General features: G+C 62.1%; 20 protein-coding genes. 13 read left to right on the top strand and 7 right to left on the bottom strand.

Features of this window, described 5'->3' with window-relative positions; genetic code table 11:
• Positions 1-71: 71 nt before the first annotated feature.
• Together ndk and CO657_RS05710 are read right to left on the bottom strand one after the other, a co-directional pair.
• Entirely contained in the window at positions 72-494 is a 423-nt protein-coding gene (ndk, locus tag CO657_RS05715) for a nucleoside-diphosphate kinase (protein ID WP_054181801.1), read from the bottom strand.
• Positions 495-575: 81 nt separating this feature from the next.
• Positions 576-1,265, bottom strand: coding sequence for a glutathione S-transferase family protein (locus CO657_RS05710; RefSeq protein ID WP_054181800.1), 690 nt, complete (start codon positions 1,263-1,265; stop codon positions 576-578).
• 138 nt (positions 1,266-1,403) lie between these two features.
• Here CO657_RS05710 and CO657_RS05705 point away from each other — a divergent pair, with 138 nt between their 5' ends.
• The 6 genes from CO657_RS05705 to CO657_RS05680 all read left to right on the top strand — a co-directional run bounded on the left by CO657_RS05705 (position 1,404) and on the right by CO657_RS05680 (position 9,211).
• Positions 1,404-1,913 (top strand): DinB family protein, encoded by a 510-nt coding sequence (locus tag CO657_RS05705; protein WP_054181799.1) that lies wholly within the window; start codon positions 1,404-1,406, stop codon positions 1,911-1,913.
• 141 nt (positions 1,914-2,054) lie between these two features.
• Positions 2,055-3,092 (top strand): GGDEF domain-containing protein, encoded by a 1,038-nt coding sequence (locus tag CO657_RS05700; protein ID WP_054181798.1) that lies wholly within the window; start codon positions 2,055-2,057, stop codon positions 3,090-3,092.
• Positions 3,093-3,206: 114 nt separating this feature from the next.
• The gene (locus tag CO657_RS05695; protein WP_012557180.1) at positions 3,207-5,090 is read left to right on the top strand and encodes an ABC-F family ATP-binding cassette domain-containing protein; all 1,884 of its coding nucleotides are present in this window, start codon (positions 3,207-3,209) and stop codon (positions 5,088-5,090) included.
• Positions 5,091-5,218: 128 nt separating this feature from the next.
• Positions 5,219-6,061: a polysaccharide deacetylase family protein gene (locus CO657_RS05690; RefSeq protein ID WP_054181797.1), complete on the top strand. Its 843-nt coding sequence runs from the start codon at positions 5,219-5,221 to the stop codon at positions 6,059-6,061.
• A gap of 66 nt (positions 6,062-6,127) precedes the next feature.
• A complete protein-coding gene (locus CO657_RS05685; protein ID WP_054181796.1) occupies positions 6,128-8,170 on the top strand; it encodes a prolyl oligopeptidase family serine peptidase in 2,043 nt (680 codons plus the stop codon).
• A gap of 114 nt (positions 8,171-8,284) precedes the next feature.
• Complete coding sequence (locus tag CO657_RS05680) at positions 8,285-9,211, top strand: Gfo/Idh/MocA family protein (protein ID WP_054181795.1); 927 nt, start codon at positions 8,285-8,287, stop codon at positions 9,209-9,211.
• A gap of 124 nt (positions 9,212-9,335) precedes the next feature.
• Here the strand turns inward: CO657_RS05680 and CO657_RS05675 are convergent, their stop codons facing one another.
• Positions 9,336-9,785, bottom strand: a complete 450-nt coding sequence (locus CO657_RS05675; RefSeq protein ID WP_054181794.1) for a DNA polymerase III subunit chi — start codon at positions 9,783-9,785, stop codon at positions 9,336-9,338.
• Positions 9,785-11,275, bottom strand: a complete 1,491-nt coding sequence (locus CO657_RS05670) for a leucyl aminopeptidase (RefSeq protein ID WP_054181793.1) — start codon at positions 11,273-11,275, stop codon at positions 9,785-9,787. The genes CO657_RS05675 and CO657_RS05670 overlap by 1 nt, the downstream gene beginning before the upstream one ends.
• Before the next feature lie 144 nt (positions 11,276-11,419).
• On the opposite strand from CO657_RS05670, the gene CO657_RS05665 reads away from it, so the two are divergent.
• From CO657_RS05665 to rsmA, 7 genes are all read left to right on the top strand, one after another.
• Entirely contained in the window at positions 11,420-12,193 is a 774-nt protein-coding gene (locus tag CO657_RS05665) for a phosphatase PAP2 family protein (protein ID WP_054181792.1), read from the top strand.
• A 100-nt stretch (positions 12,194-12,293) separates the two neighbouring features.
• Positions 12,294-13,475: an LPS export ABC transporter permease LptF gene (lptF, locus tag CO657_RS05660; protein WP_054181943.1), complete on the top strand. Its 1,182-nt coding sequence runs from the start codon at positions 12,294-12,296 to the stop codon at positions 13,473-13,475.
• Positions 13,472-14,560 (top strand): LPS export ABC transporter permease LptG, encoded by a 1,089-nt coding sequence (lptG, locus tag CO657_RS05655; RefSeq protein WP_054181791.1) that lies wholly within the window; start codon positions 13,472-13,474, stop codon positions 14,558-14,560. The genes lptF and lptG overlap by 4 nt, the downstream gene beginning before the upstream one ends.
• The gene (locus tag CO657_RS05650; RefSeq protein WP_054181790.1) at positions 14,560-16,887 is read left to right on the top strand and encodes an LPS-assembly protein LptD; all 2,328 of its coding nucleotides are present in this window, start codon (positions 14,560-14,562) and stop codon (positions 16,885-16,887) included. The genes lptG and CO657_RS05650 overlap by 1 nt, the downstream gene beginning before the upstream one ends.
• A gap of 165 nt (positions 16,888-17,052) precedes the next feature.
• Positions 17,053-17,997, top strand: a complete 945-nt coding sequence (locus CO657_RS05645) for a SurA N-terminal domain-containing protein (RefSeq protein ID WP_054181789.1) — start codon at positions 17,053-17,055, stop codon at positions 17,995-17,997.
• 6 nt (positions 17,998-18,003) lie between these two features.
• A complete protein-coding gene (gene pdxA / locus CO657_RS05640) occupies positions 18,004-19,032 on the top strand; it encodes a 4-hydroxythreonine-4-phosphate dehydrogenase PdxA (protein WP_054181788.1) in 1,029 nt (342 codons plus the stop codon).
• Positions 19,032-19,859 carry a 16S rRNA (adenine(1518)-N(6)/adenine(1519)-N(6))-dimethyltransferase RsmA gene (gene rsmA / locus CO657_RS05635; protein ID WP_054181787.1) on the top strand — a complete coding sequence of 276 codons (828 nt, stop codon included), beginning with the start codon at positions 19,032-19,034 and terminating at the stop codon, positions 19,857-19,859. The genes pdxA and rsmA overlap by 1 nt, the downstream gene beginning before the upstream one ends.
• On the opposite strand, the gene gmk is transcribed toward rsmA, so the two are convergent.
• From gmk to mltG, 3 genes are read right to left on the bottom strand one after another with little or no spacing between them, the layout of a single operon-like run.
• Positions 19,856-20,518, bottom strand: a complete 663-nt coding sequence (gene gmk / locus CO657_RS05630; protein WP_012557167.1) for a guanylate kinase — start codon at positions 20,516-20,518, stop codon at positions 19,856-19,858. The genes rsmA and gmk overlap by 4 nt on opposite strands.
• A gap of 3 nt (positions 20,519-20,521) precedes the next feature.
• On the bottom strand, positions 20,522-21,409 hold the full coding sequence (locus tag CO657_RS05625) for a YicC/YloC family endoribonuclease (RefSeq protein WP_054181786.1): 888 nt from the start codon (positions 21,407-21,409) through the stop codon (positions 20,522-20,524).
• A gap of 18 nt (positions 21,410-21,427) precedes the next feature.
• Complete coding sequence (mltG, locus tag CO657_RS05620) at positions 21,428-22,666, bottom strand: endolytic transglycosylase MltG (RefSeq protein WP_054181942.1); 1,239 nt, start codon at positions 22,664-22,666, stop codon at positions 21,428-21,430.
• Positions 22,667-22,847: the final 181 nt, after the last annotated feature.

Raw genomic sequence — 22,847 nt, 5'->3', positions numbered from 1 at the left:
AAAAGCCGGAGCGAAGCCCCGGCTTTCGAGAGTCAATTCAAGGCATTGCGAACCAATGCCGAAGCGTGGTCTCAGCCGACGACTTCGGTATCGGAGAACCAGTACTTGATTTCCTGGGCAGCCGTCTCCGGAGCATCGGAGCCGTGAACGGAATTTTCGCCGATCGACAGAGCGTGAACCTTGCGGATCGTGCCTTCGTCAGCGTTTGCCGGGTTGGTCGAGCCCATGATCTCGCGGTTCTTGAGGATGGCGCCTTCGCCTTCCAGAACCTGAACGACGGTCGGGCCGGAGGTCATGCCTTCGACGAGTTCGCCGAAGAAGGGGCGATCCTTGTGAACGGCGTAGAAGCCTTCAGCTTCGCGGCGGCTCATCCAGACGCGCTTGGAGGCGACGACGCGCAGGCCGGCATCTTCGAGCATCTTGGTGATGGCGCCCGTCAGGTTGCGCTTGGTTGCATCCGGCTTGATCATCGAGAAGGTGCGTTCAATCGCCATAGTCAAATCCTCTGTTTTCTCGGGAAAAGTGGGCGGTCTTTACCCGCCCCACCGCCCGAAAACAAGAGGTCGGCGGCAATTTCACGCCGCTGTCACAGTCCGGCCGCGGCTTTGATGGAGATCGAGGCAGCGTTCGAACCAGCCCAGGACGGGATCGGCGGCGGCCAGCATCGTGAGGCCGGTGCAGACACGCAGCCATTGCAGCGCCCCGAAGACGATATAATCGGCAAAGAGCGGCGCCTGCCCGCCGATGAAGGGCTGGAATTTCAGCATGTGCCGGAGCGGCTCCAGCTTGGCGCCGAAGGCGGCCTTCTCCGCCTCGCTACCCGCAGCAACGACTTCGAATGATTTGCCGAGACGAGCTTCGCGGCTCTCGCGGAAATAGGCCTTATCCCCCTCGTCAAGATTGGCGTGGATATCGAGAAGGGCGATCCGCGTGATTGCCGGATGGATGATCATCTGCGAATAGCCCTCGACCATGCGCGACAGCGCCTTGCCGCCCTCGCCGCTAAACAGCGACGGTCGCTCAGGATAGGCCTCTTCGAGATAGAGGGCGATGTCGAAACTGTCGGGGATCAGCCGGCCATTGTCGTCGAGCACGGGCACGGTCTGCGAGACGCCGCCGCCGATTGCGCGGATGCGGGCATAGGTCGTCGGGATTTCCTCGAAATCGAGCCCCTTATGCGCCAGCGCCATCACCGCCTTCCAGCAATGAGGCGAGAAGAGGTGCTGTTGATCGGCGCCGCAGAGGGAATAGAGGGCTCTGGTCATGACATTCCTTTCGAAATCGCAATTGCAAGCATTCCACGACAGAAAGCATCCGCGATCAAATCAGGAAATTTCATGGCGTCATCACTCCCGCGTCTAGGGAAACTGGCTAGACTGCCGATAGGCCAAAGGGAGAACCGCATGCTCAGGCAATACAGGATGTTCGCTTCCTATAATCGCTGGGCCAATGCCCAGGTCTATGCCGCCGCAGCCGATCTCAGCGACGCGGAATTCCGCAGCGACCGCGGCGCCTTCTTCGGCTCGCTGCATCACACGCTCAATCATCTGATGGTCGCCGACCGGATATGGATGAAGCGCTTCACCGGCACCGGCGAGGCGCCGACGAGCCTCGATGCCATTCTCTATGAAGAGAGGCATGCGCTTGCCGCCGCACGCAAGACAGAAGACGAGCGGATCATTGCCTGGACCGGCGTGCTTAACGAGGCAAGGCTTGCCGCCGACTTCACCTACTCGCCGGTGTCGCAACCGATCGAGATCACCCAGCCGCTGTGGACGGCGCTCTCGCATCTCTTCAACCACCAGACCCATCATCGCGGCCAATGCCACATGACGCTGACGGCGCTCGGCAAGCCGAGCCTCGGGCTTGATCTCATCTACTTCCTGCGCAGCGAGGGGCGCGAGTGGATGTGAGCGTATCAGCATCAACAGGTCATTAACTGCCTTTGCCAGTTTCGCTGCGAATCCAGCGGTTCCCACCCAAGAATTCAGCCTCTCTTAAAGCGTTGAGGGCATAGCGGAATGAAGGGACAAGCCGGGCCGCGAGGGATCGTCATGCAGAATGCAAGCGCAAACGCACTGGTGCCGCGCACGGCGCCCATGGCCGACATTCAGAAGATCGCCCAGCATATGGCGCGCTTGAATGTCGCGGCGCTGCCGCGCAACTACGAACTCTTTCATGAGGCAATCATCGGGCTCAATGCCGGTCTCGCGCAGGATATCGCCGCACTCGGACCCCAGCCGCAACAGGCGATGCTCGGCGAACTCGGCCTGAAGTACCGTCTCGTCAGCCATTGCGGGCTGGCGGGCGAGGCTTCGCAGAACGAGGCGAGCCGGTTGCTGCGCGAAGCGGCGGAGCGGCTTGCAGAAGGGCTGCGACACAGAGAAGCCTTTGCACGCGCCTGCGCCACGATCCTGAAATCCGTCTCCGGCCACGACGACCAAAGCCTTGCCGCGTTCATCGGCGAGGTCGATTACCTCTCCGCCTCGCTCTCGACGGTGCTGTCGGCGGAGATGGAAATCGGCGCCCGGCTGGAGGACGATATCAAGAGGCTGGAAACGCTGGAGCGCGGCATTTCGGCAATGCAATCGGCCGCCGTGGCCGACCGGATTACCGGACTTCCGAACCGCATCGCGCTGAACCGGGAGATCGCCGATCTCTATGAGCGCGAAGAGGGTTTTGCCGGCAGCGCGCTTGTTATGGTCGATATCGACAATTTCACCGAACTCAACGACAGATATGGCACCCAGGCCGGCAACAAGCTGCTGAAGAAGCTCGCCGGCCTTTTCCGCAAATCGATCAAGAAGAACGACTTCGTCGCCCGCACCGAGGCTGACGAATTCGCGCTATTGTTTTCCAACGTCGGCATGCAGGATGCGATGACGATCGCCGAACGCCTGCGCGCCTCGGTCGAGGATAATCTCGTCTTTGCGACCTCCGACAAGGCCGATCACGGCAGGCTGACCATCTCGATCGGCGTAGCGCTCAGCACCGATGCGGCAACGCCCGGCCAGTTGCAGGCCAATGCCCGCGTGGCGCTTCTTGCCGCACAGTCCAACCCGCGACGGCCGGTGCAGGCTTTCGGCCACTGAAGGCGCGGACCGGCGGACAGCGCGCTTACCGGCGACAAGCAGGGTTGTCGCGGGATAAGCAAGCTTGGATAAGCGCTCTTGCCTTGGCGGGCGGTTTCGGCCAAAACGCCGGCCATGATCACGCTCACCGATATTTCCGCCCGCATTGCCGGGCGCCTGCTTCTCGACAATGCCAGCATTTCGCTGCCTTCGGGCACGAAGGCGGGGCTCGTCGGGCGCAACGGCGCCGGCAAGTCCACCCTGTTTCGCGTCATCACCGGCGATCTCGGCTCGGAGACCGGATCGGTGTCGATCCCGAAGGCGGCGCGCATCGGCCAGGTGGCGCAGGAAGCGCCGGCGACTGAGGAATCCCTGATCGAGATCGTGCTGTCAGCCGACAAGGAACGCGCCGCCCTCGTTGCCGAGGCGGAAACGGCGACCGATCCGCACCGCATCGCCGAAATCCAGATGCGTCTCGTCGATATCGACGCGCATTCGGCCGAAGCGCGCGCGGCAAGCATTCTGGCCGGCCTCGGCTTCGACCAGGCGGCGCAGGCCCGCCCCGCCTCCTCCTTCTCAGGCGGCTGGCGCATGCGCGTGGCACTGGCCGCCGTGCTGTTTTCCGAGCCGGATCTGCTGCTGCTCGACGAACCCACAAACTATCTCGACCTCGAAGGCACGCTGTGGCTGGAAGATTATGTCCGGCGCTATCCGCACACGGTCATCATCATCAGCCACGATCGCGACCTCTTGAACAACGCGGTCAACGCGATCGTCCATCTCGACCAGAAGAAGCTGACCTTCTATCGCGGCGGCTACGACCAGTTCGAGCGGCAGAAGGCGGAAGCCGACGAGCTGCAGACCAAGGCCAAGGCCAAGAACGACGCGGCCCGCAAACATCTGCAGAGCTTCATCGATCGCTTCAAGGCCAAGGCTTCCAAGGCCCGGCAGGCGCAATCGCGTGTCAAGGCGCTCGAGCGCATGGGAACCGTCGCCGCGGTGATCGAGGATCACGTACAGCCGATCACTTTCCCCGAGCCGGAAAAGCAGCCGGCCTCGCCGATCGTCGCGATCCAGAGCGGCGCCGTCGGCTACGAGCCCGGCAATCCGATCCTGAAGAACCTCAACCTTCGCATCGACAATGACGACCGCATCGCCCTGCTCGGCTCGAACGGCAACGGCAAATCGACCTTCGCCAAATTCATCTCCGGCCGGCTTGCGCCGGAAAGCGGCGAAGTGAAGCTGGCGCCGAGCCTGAAGATCGGCTTCTTCGCGCAGCATCAGCTCGACGACCTCATCCCCGAGCAATCGCCGGTCGAACATGTCCGCCGGCTGATGCCCGGCGCGCCGGAGCCCAAGGTGCGCGCCCGCGTCGCCCAGATGGGGCTTGCGACCGAGAAGATGGCGACGGCCGCCAAGGATCTTTCCGGCGGCGAGAAAGCCCGCCTGTTGATGGGGCTTGCCGCCTTCAATGCGCCCAATCTGCTGATCCTAGACGAACCCACAAACCACCTCGATATCGACAGCCGCCGGGCGCTGATCGAGGCGCTGAACGATTACGAAGGCGCCGTCATCCTGATCTCGCACGATCGTCATCTGATCGAGGCGACGGTCGACCGGCTGTGGCTGGTCAATGGCGGCACGGTGACGACCTTCGAAGGCGATATGGACGAATACCGCGACCTGATCGTCACATCCGGTAAAAAAAAAGAAGAAAAGCCGCAGCTGACTGAGGATGCGACCTCGAAGGCCGACCAGCGCAAGCTCAATGCCGAACGGCGCGCCTCGCTGACGCCGCTCAAGAAAAAGATCAATGAAATCGAATCCTTGACGGCGAAGCTGGAGAAACAGATTCAGGCGCTTGACGCGGAACTTGCAAATCCCGCGCTTTACGAAAAGACGCCCGCCAAGGCTGCCGAGAAGGCAAAGCAGCGCGGCGAGGCTGCAGCAAAGCTGGCTGCAGCCGAGGAAGACTGGCTGATGCTTTCGGCCGAATACGAAGAGGCCATGGCGGGATAGCAACAGTCGATATGGATAGCGTGGCGAAGTGCCGCGCATCGGCACAAATCCGGCCAGCATCAACCAATCGTTAACCATAATTCGAAAGGTTGTCTCAACATTCGTTACCGATTTGTTGAGCCCTTTCGATGTATCGCTTTTTCATTCTGTCCTGCATGGCCCTCACGGCCACCCTGTCTGCCTGCAGCACCACCAAACGGGCCCCGGATACCTCGATCAAGACCTCCTCGGTGATCGCGCCCGCGGAGCGGAAACTTGCCTTTGCCGGCGACGATGCGGCGCCGCGCATGAGCGGCTGGCACCAACTGGCCGGGCGGACGCTTGAGGTCTCCTCGCTTGCCGATCTCAAGCTGCAGGACAAGGAAGTGATCCTGAGCTTCGACGACGGCCCGATCCCGGGGCGGACCGACAAGGTTTTGGCGATCCTCGACCGGTTCGGCGTCAAAGGCGCCTTCATGATGGTCGGCGAAATGGCCGAAATGCATCCGGCGCTGGCCCGCAGGGTCGCCGAGGGCGGCAACACGATCGGCAGCCACACCTACGACCACGCCGACCTGACTTCGCTTGATTTCGACGCAGCGATGGCCGAGGTGGTCAAGGGCGAATTGGCGGTGACCAAGGCGACGGGAACCGACGTCTCCTTCTTCCGCTTCCCCTATCTTGCCGAGAGCCACAGGCTGCGCGCCGCGATCGCCATGCGCGATCTGGTGGTCATGGATGTCGATGTCGACAGCAAGGATTATTTTGCCATCACGCCGGCCTCCGTGACGCGCCGGACGATGGACCTGCTGCACAAACGCGGCCGCGGCATCATCCTGATGCATGACATCCACAAACGCACGGCAACGATGCTGCCGACCCTGCTCTCCGAACTCGAAGCCGAAGGCTACAAGGTGGTGACGCTGAAGTTCAAGAAGACGCAGGCGCCGAGCAACCTCGTCGCTTCTGCCGATTTGGTGACGACCCGGTAGGCCGGGTTGCCAAGTCCGGACGCGCTGTCTAGATCTGTTCGACGTCAACGAACCGGCAGGTCAGCTATGAACCTTCATCTCGAAACGGACGACGATCCGCGCACCCGCCAGTTCATCGACGATCATAACCGGATTTCCGATGCGGCGTTCAGAACGGCTGAATTTGCCAGGGATCGCGACGCGATCAAGGCGTTGATCGAGCGGCAGGACAGGTTGATCGTGCCGATGCGCCGCGGTGCGTGGTTGTTCGATTTTCGGCAGAGCAAGGACAATCCTCTCGGCGTCTGGCTCCGTCTGCCTGCCGACCAGGAGCCGCTGCCGGACGCCGGTTGGGAACCGGTTTTCGATCTCGATGCCTTCTGCATCCGTGATGGCAAGCGCTGGAACTGGCGCGGCGTCGTCACCTGCCCGTGGGAGCCGACGCGGGTGCTGCTGACGCTTTCGGACGGCGGCTCGGATCTTCTCCGGCTGCTCGAATTCGACGCCGAGAAGAAAGAGATCGTCGAGGGCGGTTTCGATACGCCGGCCGCACGATCGCATGCCAATTGGCTGAGCCGTGATGAGATCTGCTATTTCGGCTCGACCGACCGATTTTCGGCGACCCGCTCCGGATGGCCACGGGTCGGGCGGCGATTGAAGCGCGGGCAGCGACCGGAAGATGCCGCCATCATGTTCGAAGCCGCGAATGAAGACGTCTACGGCTTCAATCTCGTCATCGATCCTGCTCTGTCAGGCGGTTCGGCGGATGCCGGATTGATCGACATTTTCGTCGCCGCCCATGAGATCGGCGTCGCCAGCGCTTTCCTGACCGCAGCCGACGGCACGCGGCGGCGCATCGATCTGCCTAAGGAAGCGGACTTCCAGTTCAATCACGATCATTGCCTCTGGCGAGCAAAGACCGATGAGCGCGTTGCCACCGGCAGTCTCGTGCTGCAGCGCTTCGATCCCGGCTCGCAGACAGTTCCGCTCGGACCGGAGCGGATCCTGTTTCAGCCTGGCGAGGGCCAGTCGATCTCGCAGATGATGCTGATGCGCGAGTGGTGCGTCTTCATCATTTCCGATCGGCTGCGTCCGCGTCTCATGGTGCTGGATCTGACCAAGCCCGATGCCGAACAGCGCGAGATCGTGCTGCCTGCCGACATGCAGACGGCTCATTTCAGGCCGCTTTATGCGGATCTGCATCTTGGCGACGATACGCTCTGCATCATCGGCCAGGGCTTCCTGCAGCCGCCGGCCTGTTACCGGCTCGAGCTGTCGGATCGCAGCAAGCAGGCCGAGCCGATTTTCATCGCCGCGGCGCCCAGCTATTTCGATGCGGCCGGCATGTCATCCGAGCTGCTGGAGGCGGTTTCCGAGGATGGAACCAGGGTTACCTACCGGCTGGTCCTGCCGAAACACTGGACCAAGGGCACGCTGCCGGTGCTGCTTTACGGCTATGGCGGCTTCGATGTTTCGCTGTCGCCGACCTATTCCGGCGTGACGGGACGCTGGCTGGAACAGGGCGGCGCCTATGTGCAGGCCTATATCCGCGGCGGCGGCGAATTCGGCCCCGATTGGTATCGCAGCGCCAAGCGGCAGGGACGAGACCGGGCGTTTGCCGATTTCGTCGCCATCGCCCGCGATCTCGTCGCCCGCGGCTACACCGTGCCGTCGCGCATCGCCTGCCAGGGAGGAAGCAATGGCGGCCTGCTGACCGGCGTGATGCTGACGCGCTATCCGGACGATTTCGGCGCCGTCTGGTGCCAGGTGCCGGTGCTCGACATGACACGCTTCCACCTGTTCAGCGCCGGCCAGGCCTGGATGGACGAATATGGCGATCCGGAGATAGCAGCGGACCGGGATTTCATGCTCGGCTATTCGCCGCTCCATAATGTCCGGCCGGCGACCGAGGTCACCTATCCGCCGATCTATATCGAAAGCTCCGCCAATGACGACCGGGTGCATCCCTCGCATGCGCGCCGCTTCGCCGCGCGGCTGGAGGAAGCGGGACACCGGCCGTTCTTCCATGAATTCGGCTCGGGCGGGCATGGCGGCGACGGCAATTCCGAAGAGCGCGCCGCCCGGGCGGCCATGGGTTATAGCTTCCTTCGCCAAACTATCATGAGGTAAGACGGGCCATCATGCGGTAGGATGGAAGAGAATGAAGGGGAGAGCTTGTCGGCGCTCTCCTTTCTGCTAAAAGAAGCGCAATAAATCATACTTTTCACAGGCTCGAGCGAAACCATGTCTCCTATCAACCTCGCCATCGTCGGCGTCGGCAAGATCGTCCGCGACCAGCACCTCCCTTCCATCGCCAAGAACGACGATTTCAAGCTCGTCGCCACGGCAAGCCGCCATGGCACGGTCGAAGGCATCAACAGCTATACGACGATCGAGGCGATGCTCGACGCCGAACCGTCGGTCGACGCGGTCTCGCTCTGCATGCCTCCGCAATATCGCTACGAAGCGGCCTATAAGGCGCTCGTCGCCGGCAAGCACGTATTCCTGGAAAAGCCGCCGGGTGCCACGCTCAGCGAAGTGGCCGATCTCGAGGCGCTTGCCGCAAAACAGGGCGCGTCGCTGTTTGCCAGCTGGCATTCGCGCTATGCGCCGGCCGTCGAGGCCGCCAAGGCGTTTCTGGCTTCGACGACGATCAAAAGCGTGCATGTGATCTGGAAGGAAGATGTCCGCCACTGGCATCCGAACCAGGACTGGATCTGGCAGGCCGGCGGCCTCGGGGTTTTCGATCCCGGCATCAACGCGCTGTCGATCGTCACTCATATCCTGCCGCGGCCGATCTTCATCACCGAGGCCGTGCTCGAATTTCCCGAGAACCGCGACGCGCCGATCGCGTCCGACATTCGCTTCCGCGATGCCGACGGCCTGCCGGTTCATGCCGAATTCGACTGGCGCCAGACCGGCAAGCAGAGCTGGGATATCGTCGCGGAGACGGCAGCCGGCCAGATGGTTCTCGCCGAAGGCGGCGCCAAGCTTTCCATCGACGGCACGCTGACCTTCGCCGAGCCCGAGCAGGAATATCCCTCGCTCTATCGCCGCTTCGCCGAAATCATCAAGGCCGGCACGTCGGATGTCGATCTGGCGCCGCTGCGCCACGTCGCCGACGCCTTCATGCTCGGCAAGCGGAAATTCGTGGACGCGTTCCACGACTGAGCCATTGGGCGGCGTTGCGACGCCTTTGTAGCCTTGCGGGCTGAGCAACAAGACCCGCCGCAAGGGTCAGGTTTTCGCAGGCCGACAATCGGCGCCATACCGGCGCCGATTTCCGGTGAAACGCTCAGGCCTTCTTCTCCCATCGCCCTTCCGGCGTCTGCTGCCAATAGGTGAGGTTATGCCCCTCGCCTTTCAGCTTCTTCCATTGCGCCCGGGCGGCCTCCAGTTGCGCTTGGTCGTGACCATCGAACATGAAGACGACGCGTTCATAGGCATCGAGCGGCGGCGGCTCGGCGCCGTCGATGATGAAACGCACGGTCGCCGCATTGGCATTGCCTGATGTCACGGTCAAAAGCACCGGCTGGTTTTCGGCGAAATCGCCCTCGTCGGTGCCGTGCGGCAGAAAACTCTCCTCACGGAACGTCCAGAGATGCGCGTCGAGAGCATCGCGCCGCGCCGGCTCGCGCGTCTGGACGGCGACGCGCCAGCCGCGCTCGACGCTTTTGTCGATCAGCGGCGGAAGCGCGTCTTCCAGCCTGGTTTCGGTCAGATGATAAAAGAGAACGTCCGTCATCAGGATTCATAATGGGCGCGAACGAGCTCGTCGAGCAAGCGCACGCCAAAACCGGAACCCCAGGACTGGTTGATCTCGTCCTGCGGCGAGCCCATCGCAGTGCCGGCGATGTCGAGATGCGCCCAGGGCGTGTCCTGTACGAAGCGCTTGATGAAATGCGCAGCGGTGATCGAGCCGGCCTGCCGGCCGCCGGTGTTCTTCATGTCGGCGAACTTGCTGTCGATCAGCTTGTCGTAGTCCTTGCCGAGGGGCATGCGCCAGAGCTTCTCGTTTGTGGAAAGGCCGGCTTCCGTCAACTGAGCGGAAAGCTGGTCGTCATTGGAAAACAGGCCGGCATGCACGTTTCCGAGCGCCACGACGATGGCGCCGGTCAGCGTGGCGAGATTGATCATGAACTGCGGCTTGAAACGGTCGTTGCAATACCAGAGCGCATCGCAGAGCACGAGGCGGCCTTCGGCATCGGTATTGATCACCTCGATCGTCTGGCCGGACATCGAGGTGACGATATCGCCGGGGCGCTGGGCGTTGCCGTCAGGCATGTTCTCGACCAGGCCGATGACGCCGACGGCGTTGACGGCTGCCTTGCGCGAGGCGAGCACATGCATGAGGCCGGTGACGGCTGCCGCGCCGCCCATATCGCCCTTCATGTCCTCCATGCCGGCGGCCGGCTTGATCGAAATGCCGCCGGTATCGAAGACGACACCCTTGCCGATGAAGGCGACGGGACGATCCTTGGCTTTGCCGCCCTTCCACTGCATCACCGCCAGGCGCGGCGGACGCACGGAGCCCTGGGCGACGCCGAGAAGGGCGCCCATGCCGAAGCGGCGCATTTCCTTCTCGGTCAGGATTTCCACTTCGACGCCGAGCTTTTCCAGCTCCTTCGCCTTGGCGGCGAACTCCACGGGGCCCAGCACGTTCGGCGGCTCGTTGACGAGGTCACGGGCAAGATTGACGCCGCCGGCGATCGCTTCGGAATCGGAAAAAGCCTTCTTGGCGCCGGCCGGATCGGCAGTGACGATCGTCACCTTGACGGATTTGCCCGCCTTTTCCTCGTCGTCGTTCTTCTTCGTCTTGTAGGTATCGAAGCTATAGGTGCGCAGCAGCATGCCGAGGGCGAAATCGGCGGCTGCCCGCGCGCTCGTCTGAAGGCCAGGCACGTCGATGAAGACGGCGGCCTTGTCGGTATTCTTGATTCTCGCTGCCGCGGTACCGCCGGCCTTCAGCCAATCATGGGCGGTGAGGTCGGCGGCCTTGCCCAGCCCGATGACGACGATGCGCTCGACGGATGCGCCTTCCGGGGCGACGATATCGAGCGCGCTCATGGATTTCGCGGAGAATCGGGCGATCCGAGCGGCCTTGGCGATCACGCCTGCCGGATCGACGGTTTCGGCGCCCGCAGCGCTGTCGGCGTCCGTGGTCTTCAACAGGATCGCCAGGCCGCCAGTGAGCTTTGCCGATTTTGAGAATGAGATTTCGAACTTTGCTGACATGTCTTCTCCGCTGGGATTCTTTGAAATCCGTCCGCCGCGGATAATTTCGCGTTTGGCGGGTCTGTCAATGGCTTGCGACAATTGTTATGGTCGCCCGCGGCCATCAAGGCCCTCATGTTTTCGTCAGTTTCGTAGTTATCCGCGTTGACAGTTTTTTCCAAAAATCGCCCGCAGGGTCCGATAATCCGCCTGCCGAAAACGACTTTCGGCGCCTTCATGCTGCTGTTCTGGACGTGGTGGGCACTGCTGATCGTCTTCCGCGCCTTCCCCGGGATAGACATCTATTTTTCCCAGCTTTTTTTCTTGCGTACAGAGTGCGACGCGGCTGCCGCGGCCGGCAGCATCTGCGGCGGCTTTCCCTATCGCGACTCGGGGAACTTCGACCTTCTACGCACCGTCTTCTTCCGCCTGCCCTATGTCGTGGCGATCGTGATGGTGTGGAAGCTCATCGAATGCCACCAGCAGCATGGCGCAACCTTCAACGCCGAACGGGCGCGCAAGCTGAAAGTCGCGCTCGGAACGCTGCTGATTGGACCGGTGCTGCTCGTCAATGTCATCCTGAAGGAACATTGGGGCCGGCCGCGGCCGATACAGACGGACATTTTCGGCGGCGCGCTGCATTTCGTCGAGGCGGGTTCGCTTGCCGGAAAATGCGTTTCGAACTGCTCTTTCATCTCTGGCGAGGCAGCAAGCGCCGGCTGGCTTTTCTGCCTTCTGCTCTTCGTTCCGAAATCCCTGCGTTATGCAGTGGCAGCACCGCTGGCGGCGGTCTCGATCCTGACGCCTGCGATGCGGCTATCTTTCGGGGCGCACTACCTTTCCGACGTCGTTCTCGGATGGGTTTCGTCGCTTGTCGTCTTCGCCGCGTTGCTGGCGTTAACCGAGTCGCAACAGCATCAAAAAAATTCTGAAAATTGAATGAATTTTTGACACCAGCTTGTCGCAAAACCGCGACAAAGAGCGTAGAGGGTTTCTCCTGCAAAGCCGTTTGGGCGTGCAGGTGCTTTCAAGGGCAGGCATGAAACTACTCGAGACATACATATTACGGCGCGTCGGCCAGATGTTTCTCGTGGCGCTCCTGCCCGTTCTGGCGATCATTTGGACGACTCAGGTTTTGCAGCGCATCAACCTGGTGACCGACAGCGGCCAGTCGATCGGCTCGTTCGCCAAGCTCGCGACGATGATTCTGCCGTCGATCATTCCCGTTGTCCTGCCCTTCGCCCTCGTTATCGCGATCACCCAGACGCTGACGACGATGAACAACGATTCCGAGCTCACCGTCATCGACGCGGCCGGGGCGCGGCGCAGCGTGCTGATCCGCCCGATCCTGCTGCTTGCCGCCGTCGTCAGCGTCTTTTCCTTCTTCGTCGACAACGTCGTCGAGCCGCGCGCCAAAACCGTCGTGCGCCAGATGATCGCCGAGACCTATGCCGACCTCTTGTCTTCGGTGATCGAAGAAAAGACCTTCCGCAAGCTTGATGAAGGCCTTTATGTGCAGATCTCGAAGCGGATGGCCGGCCGCATGCTGAAGGGCCTTTTCGTCGCCGACGAGCGCGACCCGGCCTATGAGCTGATCTATTATGCGAAGGAAGGCGCCGTCGACGATACCGGCACGACGCTGATCATGCATGAGGGTGAGGTGCACCGCAAAACGCCCGACGGCAACGTCTCGGTGATCAATTTCGATTCCTATTCCTTCGACCTCTCCGACATGACGGAGAATCGCGGCCAGGCGACGCTGCGCGCCAGCGACCGTGACCTGTGGTTCCTGCTCAATCCGGATCCGGCCGACAAGGACTATACGATCCGGCCGCAAAGCTACCGCGCCGAACTGCATCGCCGGCTGACGGACTGGATCCTGCCTGTCGTCTTCGCGCTGTTTTCGCTGGCAATCGCCGGCGATGCGCGCTCGCACCGCGAAGCGCGGCTGCATCCGATGGTGAGCGCGCTCGCCTATGCCTTCGCGCTGCGATGGGCGGCATTCTACGCGGCCAATCAGATCGACACCGATCCTGAATATATCGTCGCTCTCTATGCCATACCGATCGTCAGCAGCATCATCTCGATCGTCTTCCTCGGCCTGCACAAACGACTGGCCGTACCGTCGTTCATTCGCGACCGGATGTCGTCTTTCTGGAGACGGACGCAGGAACGGCTGCTTGCCGCGACCGGCAGGGCCGGCGGAGACGCCGCCCAATGATGTTCGGGACATTGTCGCGTTATTTCTTTCGCCGCTACCTGGTGACGATGGGCTGGTTCCTGATCGGCGTCTCGGCGATTTCCTTCCTGCTTGATTTCAGCGAGACGGCGGGCCGCATGTCCGGCCTGCCCGGCTACACGATCGGCGGCGGCATCCTGATGACCGCCGTGCGCCTGCCGCTGATCCTGCAGCAGACGGTGCCTTTCATCGCGCTCTTCGTCGGCATGACGGTGCTGATCGGGCTCAACCGCAAATATGAGCTGGTCGTCACCCGCGCAGCCGGCATTTCGGTCTGGCAGTTCATGTTCCCCTTCATCGCCGGCTCGCTGATACTGGGCCTGCTGACTATGACGGCGCTCAACCCCTTGGCCGCCTGGGGGCAGCGCCAGGCGCTGCTCGTCGAATCCGACTGGCGCGGCGAAAACGCCGTTCTGCGCAAGGCGCCGCAGATTCCGTGGCTGCGCCAGATCAGTGGCCGGGACGATGTCATCATCGGCGCCCACACGGTTCAGGAGAACGGAACCAAGCTGATCGACGCCGTGTTGATCCATTTCGATTCAAGCGGTCAGGTCATTCTGAGACAGGACGCCGCGACGGCAAAATTGGAAGATGGTTACTGGCAACTTAACAACGTTGTCGAGCGCAAGCCTGGCGAAATCCCGATGCGTAAAGCTTCGGTTCAACTTCGCACCAATCTGAAACAGGACTTCGTCCAGGAGCGGCTGACAGCGCCGGAAACAATTGGTTTCTTTGACCTTTCCAACCGTATTGCCGCGGCCAAATCGTTCGGCATCTCGACCAAGGCGCTGGAGACGCAATTCAACTCCCTGTTGTCCCAGCCGCTGCTGCTGGTGGCCATGACTTTCATTGCTGCAACAGTGTCCCTAAAATTTAGCCGGTTCAACCAATCCCGCTCCGTGATTCTGGGTGGCATCCTCTCGGGCTTCATGCTTTATGTCATCACCGTGCTTGTAAAGGCATTCGGAAGCAGTGGAGTTGTGCCCCCCTTCGTGGCGACGTGGATACCGGTGATCGTCGCGCTGGCCTTGGGTGCGACTATTCTGCTTCATCAGGAGGACGGCTAGTGGCGGCAGGCGACCGCAAGTATTTTAGTAAACAGTTGGTTGCCCTGCTCGTCGGCGCGACTCTATGTTCCTATTTCGGCAGTGTCCCGGTCTCCTACGGCCAGGCCAATACGTCCGCTCAAGATATCGGGAAGAATATTCCGGAAGGGGCCAAGCTTCTGCTTTCGGCCAATGAACTCGTCTACAACCGTGACGCCGATCTGGTGTCGGCGGTCGGTGGCGTGCAGATCAACTATGCCGGCTACAAAATGGTCGCACAGAAGGTCGAGTACAATCAGAAGACCGGCCGGATGATGGCGCTCGGCAATGTCGAGCTGGTCAGCCCGGACGGCAACCGCATCTATGCGGACAACCTTGACGTGACCGACAATTTCGCCGACGGGTTCCTGAACTCGCTGCGCATCGAAACCTCTGACAATACGCGTATCGTCGCCGAAAGCGGCCAGCGTGTCGGCGGCACGATGATGATTCTCAACAAGGGCGTCTACACCGCCTGCCTTCCCTGCGCCGAAGATCCGAAGCGCGCGCCTTTCTGGCAGGTCAAGGCGAAGCGGGTGATTCAAAACGGCGTGACCCACACGATCCGTCTGGAGCGGGCGCGCTTTGAGCTGCTCGGTTACCCCATTGCCTTCGTGCCGTTCATCGAGGTCCCCGACAATACGGTGAAGCGCAAGTCGGGCTTTCTCTTCCCGACGATGAGCCTGTCGCAGAATCTCGGCTTCGGTCTTTCTATTCCTTATTACTACGTGATCTCGCCGAGCATGGACGCGACGGTCACCACCACCGGCTACACCGCCCAGGGCTTCCTCGTCGAAGGCGAATTCCGCCAGCGCTTCGAAAACGGCACACATATCCTGCGCGTCGCCGGCATAGACCAGGCAAAGCCGGACAATTTCAGCTCCGGCACCAGCGATGCCGAAGCCAGTCGGCGTGGCATGGTCGCCTCGAAGGCCGAATTCCGTATCAATCCGCGCTGGACGTTCGGCTGGGACGTCATGGTGCAGAGCGACAACAATTTCTCGAAGACCTATAAGCTGAAGGACTTCACCGGCACGGATCGCACCAACCAGATCTACCTGACGGGACTTGGGAAACGTAATTATTTCGACATGCGGGCGTTCTATTTCGACGTCCAGGATGCCGATCGGAAGAACACGGCCGAAAAGCAGCAGGCGATCGTCTATCCGGCGCTCGACTACCACTATGTGGCGCCGCAGCCGCTGGCCGGCGGCGAATTGTCGGCTGATGTCAACCTGACGAATATTTCGCGTACCCATGACGACTTCTATACCGTCGACGGCTTCGACCGCTTCCGCGGCCTGAAGGGACAGACCTCTCGTCTGACGGCCGAACTGCAGTGGAAGCGCACCTACGTCACGCCGACCGGCCTGGTGATCACGCCGCTTCTGGCCGCCCGAGGCGACGCCTTCGCGCTCAACATGGACAACCCCACGGGTTACACCGGCAATTATCTCGACGACAATTCCGCCACCCGCTCGATGTTCACCGCCGGGCTGGAGCTGCGTTATCCGATCCTGATGACGACCGAGAACAGCACCCATATTCTCGAACCGATCGCGCAGATCTATGCCCGCCCCGACGAGCAACTCGCCGGCCGGCTGCCGAACGAGGATGCGCAGAGCTTCGTCTTCGACGCCACCTCGCTGTTCGATCGCGATAAGTTCTCCGGCTACGACCGCGTCGAGGGCGGCACCCGCGCCAATGTCGGCATCCAGTATACCGGGACGTTCGACAGCGGCTACAAACTGCACGGCATCTTCGGCCAATCCTATCAGATTGCCGGCCAGAACTCCTTTGCCACCGATGATCTCGTCAATGTCGGTGCGGATTCGGGCCTGGAAACCGACCGTTCCGATTATGTCGGCCTTGGCGGCGTCGAAACACCATACGGCGTTTCCGTCGCGGCCTCCTACCGCCTCGACGAGAAGGATTTCGAGTTCCGCCGCGGCGACCTGACGACGGCCTACCAGAACGATACCTTCCAGACGCAGGTGACCTACACCCATCTCAGCGCCCAGCCGGCCTATGGCTTTGCCGAGGACAACGACGAAATCCAGACCAGCAGCAAAGTCAAATTCAAGGATTATTGGGCGATCTTCGGCGGCATCGCCTGGGATCTGAACAATGATGTGCTCAGCCGCCGGACGCTCGGTCTCTCCTATGAGGACGAATGCACGATCTTCACGATCGCCTATACCGATACCCGGGACTCCGACGACGAGTCGGCCAGCGACTGGACGATCGGCGCAAGGCTGACCTTCCGGACGCTCGGTGACATCAAGATCGGTTCAAACACCCTTGAGTGACGGGCGGCCGGCGCAAACATGGCCTGAAGCCATTCTTTCGCCGTATGCCTGTGCAGGACATTGCCGCCAGTCGATATCTGAGGCATAGGGGTTTCGCCGCGTGTCTCGCACTGTGGTAAAAAACGCCGCGAACAACGTTTCGCGGCGCTATCGGGAGGTCAACAGATGATTGACGCGAAAAGAGCCATAACCAAGTTCCTTGCCGGGGCAGCGCTTGCCTTGCTGACGGGGGTTGCCGCTCCGGCACTTGCCGCAAGCGAGGTCAAGGCCGTGGTGAACGGCACCGCCATCACAAGCGGCGACGTCGCCAAGCGCCAGGCTTTCATGCGCCTTCAGCACACGAAGGCCGACGCCAAGGCTGCCGAGGAGCAATTGATCGACGAAACGCTCAAGCGGCAGGAGGTCTCCCGCGTCCACATGTCGGTCTCGCAGCAGGACGTCGATGCGTCTTTCGCGCGCTTTTCGGCCGGCAACAAACTTTCCGTCGAGCAGATGTCGCAGATCCTCGATCGCGCCGGCGTTGGCGTCGACCATTTCAAGGGTTTCATCGCCGTGCAGATGAGCTGGCCGCGGGTCGTCAACGCGCGCTACGGTTCGACCTCGCGGCTGTCGAACTATGATCTCGTTTCGCGCATGATGCAGAACAACAAGCAGAAGCCGGTGACGACCGAATATATGCTGCAGCAGATCATCTTCGTCATTCCGCAAGCCAAGCGCAACGCCATCACCGGCAAGCGCAAGGGCGAGGCCGAGGCATCGCGCTCGAAATTTCCGGGCTGCGACCAGGCAAAGGTCTTTGCGGCGACGATGCGCGACGTTTCCGTGCGCGATCTCGGCCGTATGCTCGCGCCCGAAATCCCGCCGGATTGGAAGCCGCTGGTCGAACAGGCCAAGGGCAATACGACAGGGACCCGTGTCACCGATAAGGGCGTCGAATATCTGGCGATCTGCAGCCAGCGCCAGGTTTCCGACGACCAGGCTGCCGAAATGGTCTTCCGCCAGGAAGATCTCGGCAAGGCCAAGGGTGGCAAGGACGCCAGCCCGGAAAACGAAAACAGCAAGAAGTACCTGGATGAACTGCGCAAAAAGGCGCAGATCGCCTATCGCTGACCTGCGATGACGATACCGTTTTCGCGACCGCTTGCGCTGAGCCAGGGCGACCCCGCCGGCATCGGGCCGGATATTACGCTGATGGCCTGGCTCCGGCGGCGTGAACTCGGGCTGCCGCCTTTCTTCCTGATCGGCGATCCCGATGTGTTGGCGTTGCGAGCCCGCCAGCTCAACCTTTCGGTTTCGATCCGCGAGACGGATAAAGCCAGCGAGGCTGCCGGCATGTTTGCCGATGCGCTGCCCGTCATGACGCTGCCTGCCGGCATCGAGGTGGTTGCCGGCGAGCCGCATGCGGCAACGGCGAAGGCCACGATCGCGGCGATCGAAAAAGCCGTGTCGCTTGTCATCACCGGCGAGGCGCTCGCGGTCGTCACCAACCCGATCGCCAAATCAGTGCTCTACGAGGCCGGTTTCCGGTTTCCCGGCCATACCGAATTTCTCGCCGATCTCGCCGCCAGGGCGACCGGCAGGCCGGTGACGCCCGTCATGATGCTGTCGGGACCGAAGCTTCGGGCCATTCCCGTCACCATCCATATTCCGGTCCTGGACGTGCCGGAGGCGCTGACCGGCGAACTGATCGTGGAAACCTGCCGGATCGCCCATGAAGATCTGAGGCAGCGCTTCGGCATCGCGGCGCCGCGGCTCGCCGTTGCCGGCCTCAACCCGCATGCGGGCGAAGGCGGGACGATCGGCAGGGAGGACGAGGATGTCATCCGCCCGGCGATCCAGCGCCTGCGCGACGAGGGCATCGATGCGATCGGCCCCCTGCCCGCCGACACGATGTTCCATGACGAGGCCCGCGCGCGATATGACGTCGCCGTCTGCATGTATCACGATCAGGCGCTGATCCCGGCCAAGGCACTCGGTTTCGACGACAGCGTCAACGTCACGCTCGGGCTTCCCTTCGTGCGCACCTCGCCGGATCACGGCACCGCTTTCGGCATCGCCGGCAAAGGACTGGCGCGCGAGCAGAGCTTGGTTGCAGCGCTGAAGCTCGCCGCCCAGCTCGGCCGCACTGCGGAAAGCCACCGCTGATGGCAGCACTCGATGGCCTGCCGCCGCTTCGCGACGTCATCCAGCGTCACGGCCTCGATGCGCGCAAGGCGCTCGGGCAGAACTTCCTGCTCGACCTTAACCTCACGCAGAAGATCGCCCGCACGGCGGGTGCCCTCGAAGAGGCGACCATCTTCGAGGTCGGCCCCGGCCCCGGCGGGCTGACACGGGCAATCCTGGCGCTCGGCGCCCGGAAAGTCATCGCCGTCGAGCGGGATACGCGCTGCCTGCCGGCACTCGCCGAGATCGCCGATCACTATCCCGGCCGGCTCAAGGTGATCGAAGGCGATGCGCTGAAGACCGATTTCGAGGCTTTGGCGCCGGATGGACCGATCAAGATCATTGCCAACCTGCCCTACAATGTCGGCACGCAGCTTTTGGTCAACTGGCTGCTGCCGAAAGCCTGGCCGCCTTTCTGGCAGTCGCTGACGCTGATGTTTCAGAAGGAAGTCGGCGAGCGTATCGTCGCGTGTGAAGACGACGACCATTATGGCCGGCTCGGCGTACTCTGCGGCTGGCGGACACAGGCGCGCATGGCCTTCGACGTGCCGCCGCAAGCCTTTACGCCGCCGCCGAAGGTCACGTCGACGGTCGTGCATCTGACGCCGCGCGAGAATCCTATTCCCTGCGCTGTCGGTAATCTGGAAAAGGTAACGCAGGCGGCCTTCGGCCAGCGCCGCAAGATGCTGCGCCAAAGCCTGAAACCGCTCGGCGGCGAGAGGCTTCTCGTCAAGGCCGGGATCGATCCGGCCCGGCGGGCGGAGACCTTGTCAGTCGAGGAATTCTGCCTTCTCGCAAACAGCCTTTAAAGCGACGGCGTCTCTTCCAGCAGCTCGCGGACGAAATCGAACATGCCGTGGCGGCGATCGCGGCGCAGGCGTTCGGCCTTGACGATCGACTGGACGGCGTCGAAGGCGGCGTTGAGGTCGTCGTTGACGATGACATAGTCATATTCGCGCCAGTGGGCGATCTCGGCACGGCTGTTGGCGAGGCGCGTCTGGATGACATCCTCGGAATCCTCGGCGCGGCGGTGCAGCCGCGACTGCAGTTCGGTCATGGTCGGCGGCAGTACGAAGATCGAAACGACGTCGGCCGACATCTTTTCCTGCAATTGCTGGGCGCCCTGCCAGTCGATATCGAAGAGCATGTCGCGGCCCTCGGCCATGGCCTGTTCCACAGGCTCGCGCGGCGTGCCGTAGAAATTGCCATGCACCTCGGCCCATTCGAGCAACGCGTCGCTATCGCGCATCCGCTCGAACTCGCGCACGCTCTTGAAGTGGTAATGCACATCCTCGATTTCGCTCGGACGGCGCTGGCGCGTGGTGACGCTGACGGAGAGGCCGATTTGCCTGTCCTTCTCCAGCAGGGTGCGCGCGATGGTGGACTTGCCGGCGCCCGACGGCGACGAGATGACAAGCATCAGACCGCGGCGAGCGATCTGGACGGGCGAGGATTTCGCCGGATTCATGTCCTACTCCAAATTCTGGACCTGCTCGCGGAACTGGTCGATCACAACTTTCAGCTCGATGCCGGCGGCGGTGACCGCCGAGGCATTCGACTTCGAGCAGATGGTATTCGATTCGCGGTTAAATTCCTGTGCAAGGAAGTCCAACCGGCGTCCGGCAGGGCCATCTTTCACCAGGAGATCGCGCGCCGCGGCGACGTGCGCCTTCAGACGATCGATTTCCTCGCGCAGATCCGCCTTGGTCGCCAGCAACGCCGCTTCGGCATGCAGCCTGTCGCGGTCGAGCGCGGCCATGCCGTCCATCAGCAAGGCGACCTGACCGGCAAGCCGCGCGGCGATCTCCTGCGGCGAGCGCGAGGTGTCGGCCTCGATCATCCGCGTCAGGCCTTCGATCGTCGTGACATGGTCGAGAAGAATGCGGCTCAGCGCCGCCCCTTCCTGCTCCCGCATCGCTCTGAGATCGGCAAGGGCGGCCAAAAGGCCGGCGGCGATATCGGCGTCACGGGCGGCAAGCGCCTCCTCGCCATCCTCGCTTTCGCGGAATTCCACGATGCCGCGGACCAGAAGCAGCGTATCGAGCTTCAGCGGTGCCGGATCGATTATCCCATCCAATTGCTCGCGCATGGCAAGCACGGCGGCAAGCGCTTCCCTGTTCAGCACGGCCTCGAAGCGGTTCTCGTCGGCGGTGACGGAGAGCGATGCCTGCAGATTGCCGCGACTGAAGCTTTCGCCGGCAAGGCGGCGGACATCCGCCTCCATGCGCTCGAGGCCAGGTGGCAGGCGCAGCCGCAGGTCGAGGCCCTTGCCGTTGACCGAACGCAGTTCCCATGCCCAGCGCCAGCGGCCGCTCGTTCCCTCGCGCCGCGCAAAACCGGTCATGGACTGCAAAGCCATACGAGCCTCCAGAAGCTATCAGTTAATCTTCTTTTTCTTCGGCGGCACGACGGCAGCGCCATCATCCGCCGGCTGCTCTTCCGGCTGGCCGTCGACGGCGATGTTGGGGTCCGAACCCTTGTCTGCTTCGAGCTTGCGCCAGCGCTTGACGTTGGCATTGTGCTCCTCGAGCGTCGCCGCGAAAACATGGCCACCGGTGCCGTCGGCGACGAAATAGAGGTCCTGCGTCTTCCAGGGATTGGCGACGGCCTCAAGCGCATCCTTACCGGGATTGGCGATCGGCGTCGGCGGCAGCCCCTTGATGACATAGGTGTTGTATGGCGTTTCCCGCTTCAGGTCCGACTGGTAGATCGGCCGGTCGGCTGGTTTGCCGTCGCCGCCGAAGAGACCGTAGATGATCGTCGGATCGGACTGCAGGCGCATGCCTTTGCCGAGCCGGTTCAGGAAAACGGAGGCGACATGGGCGCGTTCGTCGGCAACGCCGGTTTCCTTTTCGACGATCGAGGCGAGCGTGACGAATTCTTCCTTGGATCGCAGCGGCAGGGAGGAGTCGCGCTTGTCCCAGATCTGATCGACGATTTTCTGCTGTGCCGCCGCCATCTGCTGGATGATTTCCGCGCGCTTGGTGCCGCGCGAGAACTTGTAGGTATCCGGGCGCAGGCTGCCCTCGGCCGGCAGGGCGGCCGGCAGGTCGCCTTCCAGTACCTGATCGTCCAGCATGCGGTTGAACATCTGGCGGACCGTCAGGCCCTCGGGGAAGGAAACGGAATAGAGAATGGATTTGCCGGACTTCAGAAGCTCCATGATATCGCTCATCGAAGCTCTGGCCTTGATCTCATATTCACCGGCCTTCAGGCTCTCGCCGGCAGACAGATGCGTTGCCGTGATATAGCGGAAGATGCGGGCATCACTGATGATCGCATTGCGCTCGAGATTGGAGGCAATTTCGGCGAGACCGGCGCCGTTGCGGATGATGAAATTGGTGTTGGTCTGCAGCGGACCGGGGTTCCGGTAGGTCGACGTGGCGTAATAAAAGCCGATGACGGCAACGACGCAGACCAGCACCGCCATCGTCATGATGAAGTTCAGGAAAAGAACGACCTGGCCGCGGGCTTTCTTGGACCGTTTCGGCGGCTCCGGAACGCGCTCCGGACGCAGGGCTTCGCTCGGCGACTTCGGGATGATCGGTCCCTTCTGCGCTTGCCGGCCGTTCTCGCCCTGCGGGGTATCGTTGCTCTGGTTCGTCGTATCGCTCACCGGCAATCCTCTAAAACTTGACCCTCACTTCGCTATTTCGCGAAGCAATGCGGCAAAAGCAGGTTCTGCCGCCGTTCAACGGCGCCGCTGCCGGCCGTTATGCTCCCGCACACGCTTTTCCGCAATGCAGAGGACCGGCCGGTTGCGGTGTAAGGCACAACACCCATTACACCGCGCGAGA

It is taken from the genome of Rhizobium acidisoli (assembly GCF_002531755.2).
GTDB lineage: Bacteria > Pseudomonadota > Alphaproteobacteria > Rhizobiales > Rhizobiaceae > Rhizobium > Rhizobium acidisoli.
The sequence above is the reverse complement of the archived record's forward strand: the minus strand, read 5'-3'. Positions and strand labels throughout refer to the sequence as shown.

What these genes read in the sequence shown, in the direction of transcription:
- ndk (WP_054181801.1), bottom strand. Translation starts at nt 494, where the DNA reads ATGGCGATTGAACGCACCTTCTCGATGATCAAGCCGGATGCAACCAAG.
- CO657_RS05710 (WP_054181800.1), bottom strand. Translation starts at nt 1,265, where the DNA reads ATGACCAGAGCCCTCTATTCCCTCTGCGGCGCCGATCAACAGCACCTC.
- CO657_RS05705 (WP_054181799.1), top strand. Translation starts at nt 1,404, where the DNA reads ATGCTCAGGCAATACAGGATGTTCGCTTCCTATAATCGCTGGGCCAAT.
- CO657_RS05700 (WP_054181798.1), top strand. Translation starts at nt 2,055, where the DNA reads ATGCAGAATGCAAGCGCAAACGCACTGGTGCCGCGCACGGCGCCCATG.
- CO657_RS05695 (WP_012557180.1), top strand. Translation starts at nt 3,207, where the DNA reads ATGATCACGCTCACCGATATTTCCGCCCGCATTGCCGGGCGCCTGCTT.
- CO657_RS05690 (WP_054181797.1), top strand. Translation starts at nt 5,219, where the DNA reads ATGTATCGCTTTTTCATTCTGTCCTGCATGGCCCTCACGGCCACCCTG.
- CO657_RS05685 (WP_054181796.1), top strand. Translation starts at nt 6,128, where the DNA reads ATGAACCTTCATCTCGAAACGGACGACGATCCGCGCACCCGCCAGTTC.
- CO657_RS05680 (WP_054181795.1), top strand. Translation starts at nt 8,285, where the DNA reads ATGTCTCCTATCAACCTCGCCATCGTCGGCGTCGGCAAGATCGTCCGC.
- CO657_RS05675 (WP_054181794.1), bottom strand. Translation starts at nt 9,785, where the DNA reads ATGACGGACGTTCTCTTTTATCATCTGACCGAAACCAGGCTGGAAGAC.
- CO657_RS05670 (WP_054181793.1), bottom strand. Translation starts at nt 11,275, where the DNA reads ATGTCAGCAAAGTTCGAAATCTCATTCTCAAAATCGGCAAAGCTCACT.
- lptF (WP_054181943.1), top strand. Translation starts at nt 12,294, where the DNA reads ATGAAACTACTCGAGACATACATATTACGGCGCGTCGGCCAGATGTTT.
- lptG (WP_054181791.1), top strand. Translation starts at nt 13,472, where the DNA reads ATGATGTTCGGGACATTGTCGCGTTATTTCTTTCGCCGCTACCTGGTG.
- CO657_RS05645 (WP_054181789.1), top strand. Translation starts at nt 17,053, where the DNA reads ATGATTGACGCGAAAAGAGCCATAACCAAGTTCCTTGCCGGGGCAGCG.
- pdxA (WP_054181788.1), top strand. Translation starts at nt 18,004, where the DNA reads ATGACGATACCGTTTTCGCGACCGCTTGCGCTGAGCCAGGGCGACCCC.
- rsmA (WP_054181787.1), top strand. Translation starts at nt 19,032, where the DNA reads ATGGCAGCACTCGATGGCCTGCCGCCGCTTCGCGACGTCATCCAGCGT.
- gmk (WP_012557167.1), bottom strand. Translation starts at nt 20,518, where the DNA reads ATGAATCCGGCGAAATCCTCGCCCGTCCAGATCGCTCGCCGCGGTCTG.
- CO657_RS05625 (WP_054181786.1), bottom strand. Translation starts at nt 21,409, where the DNA reads ATGGCTTTGCAGTCCATGACCGGTTTTGCGCGGCGCGAGGGAACGAGC.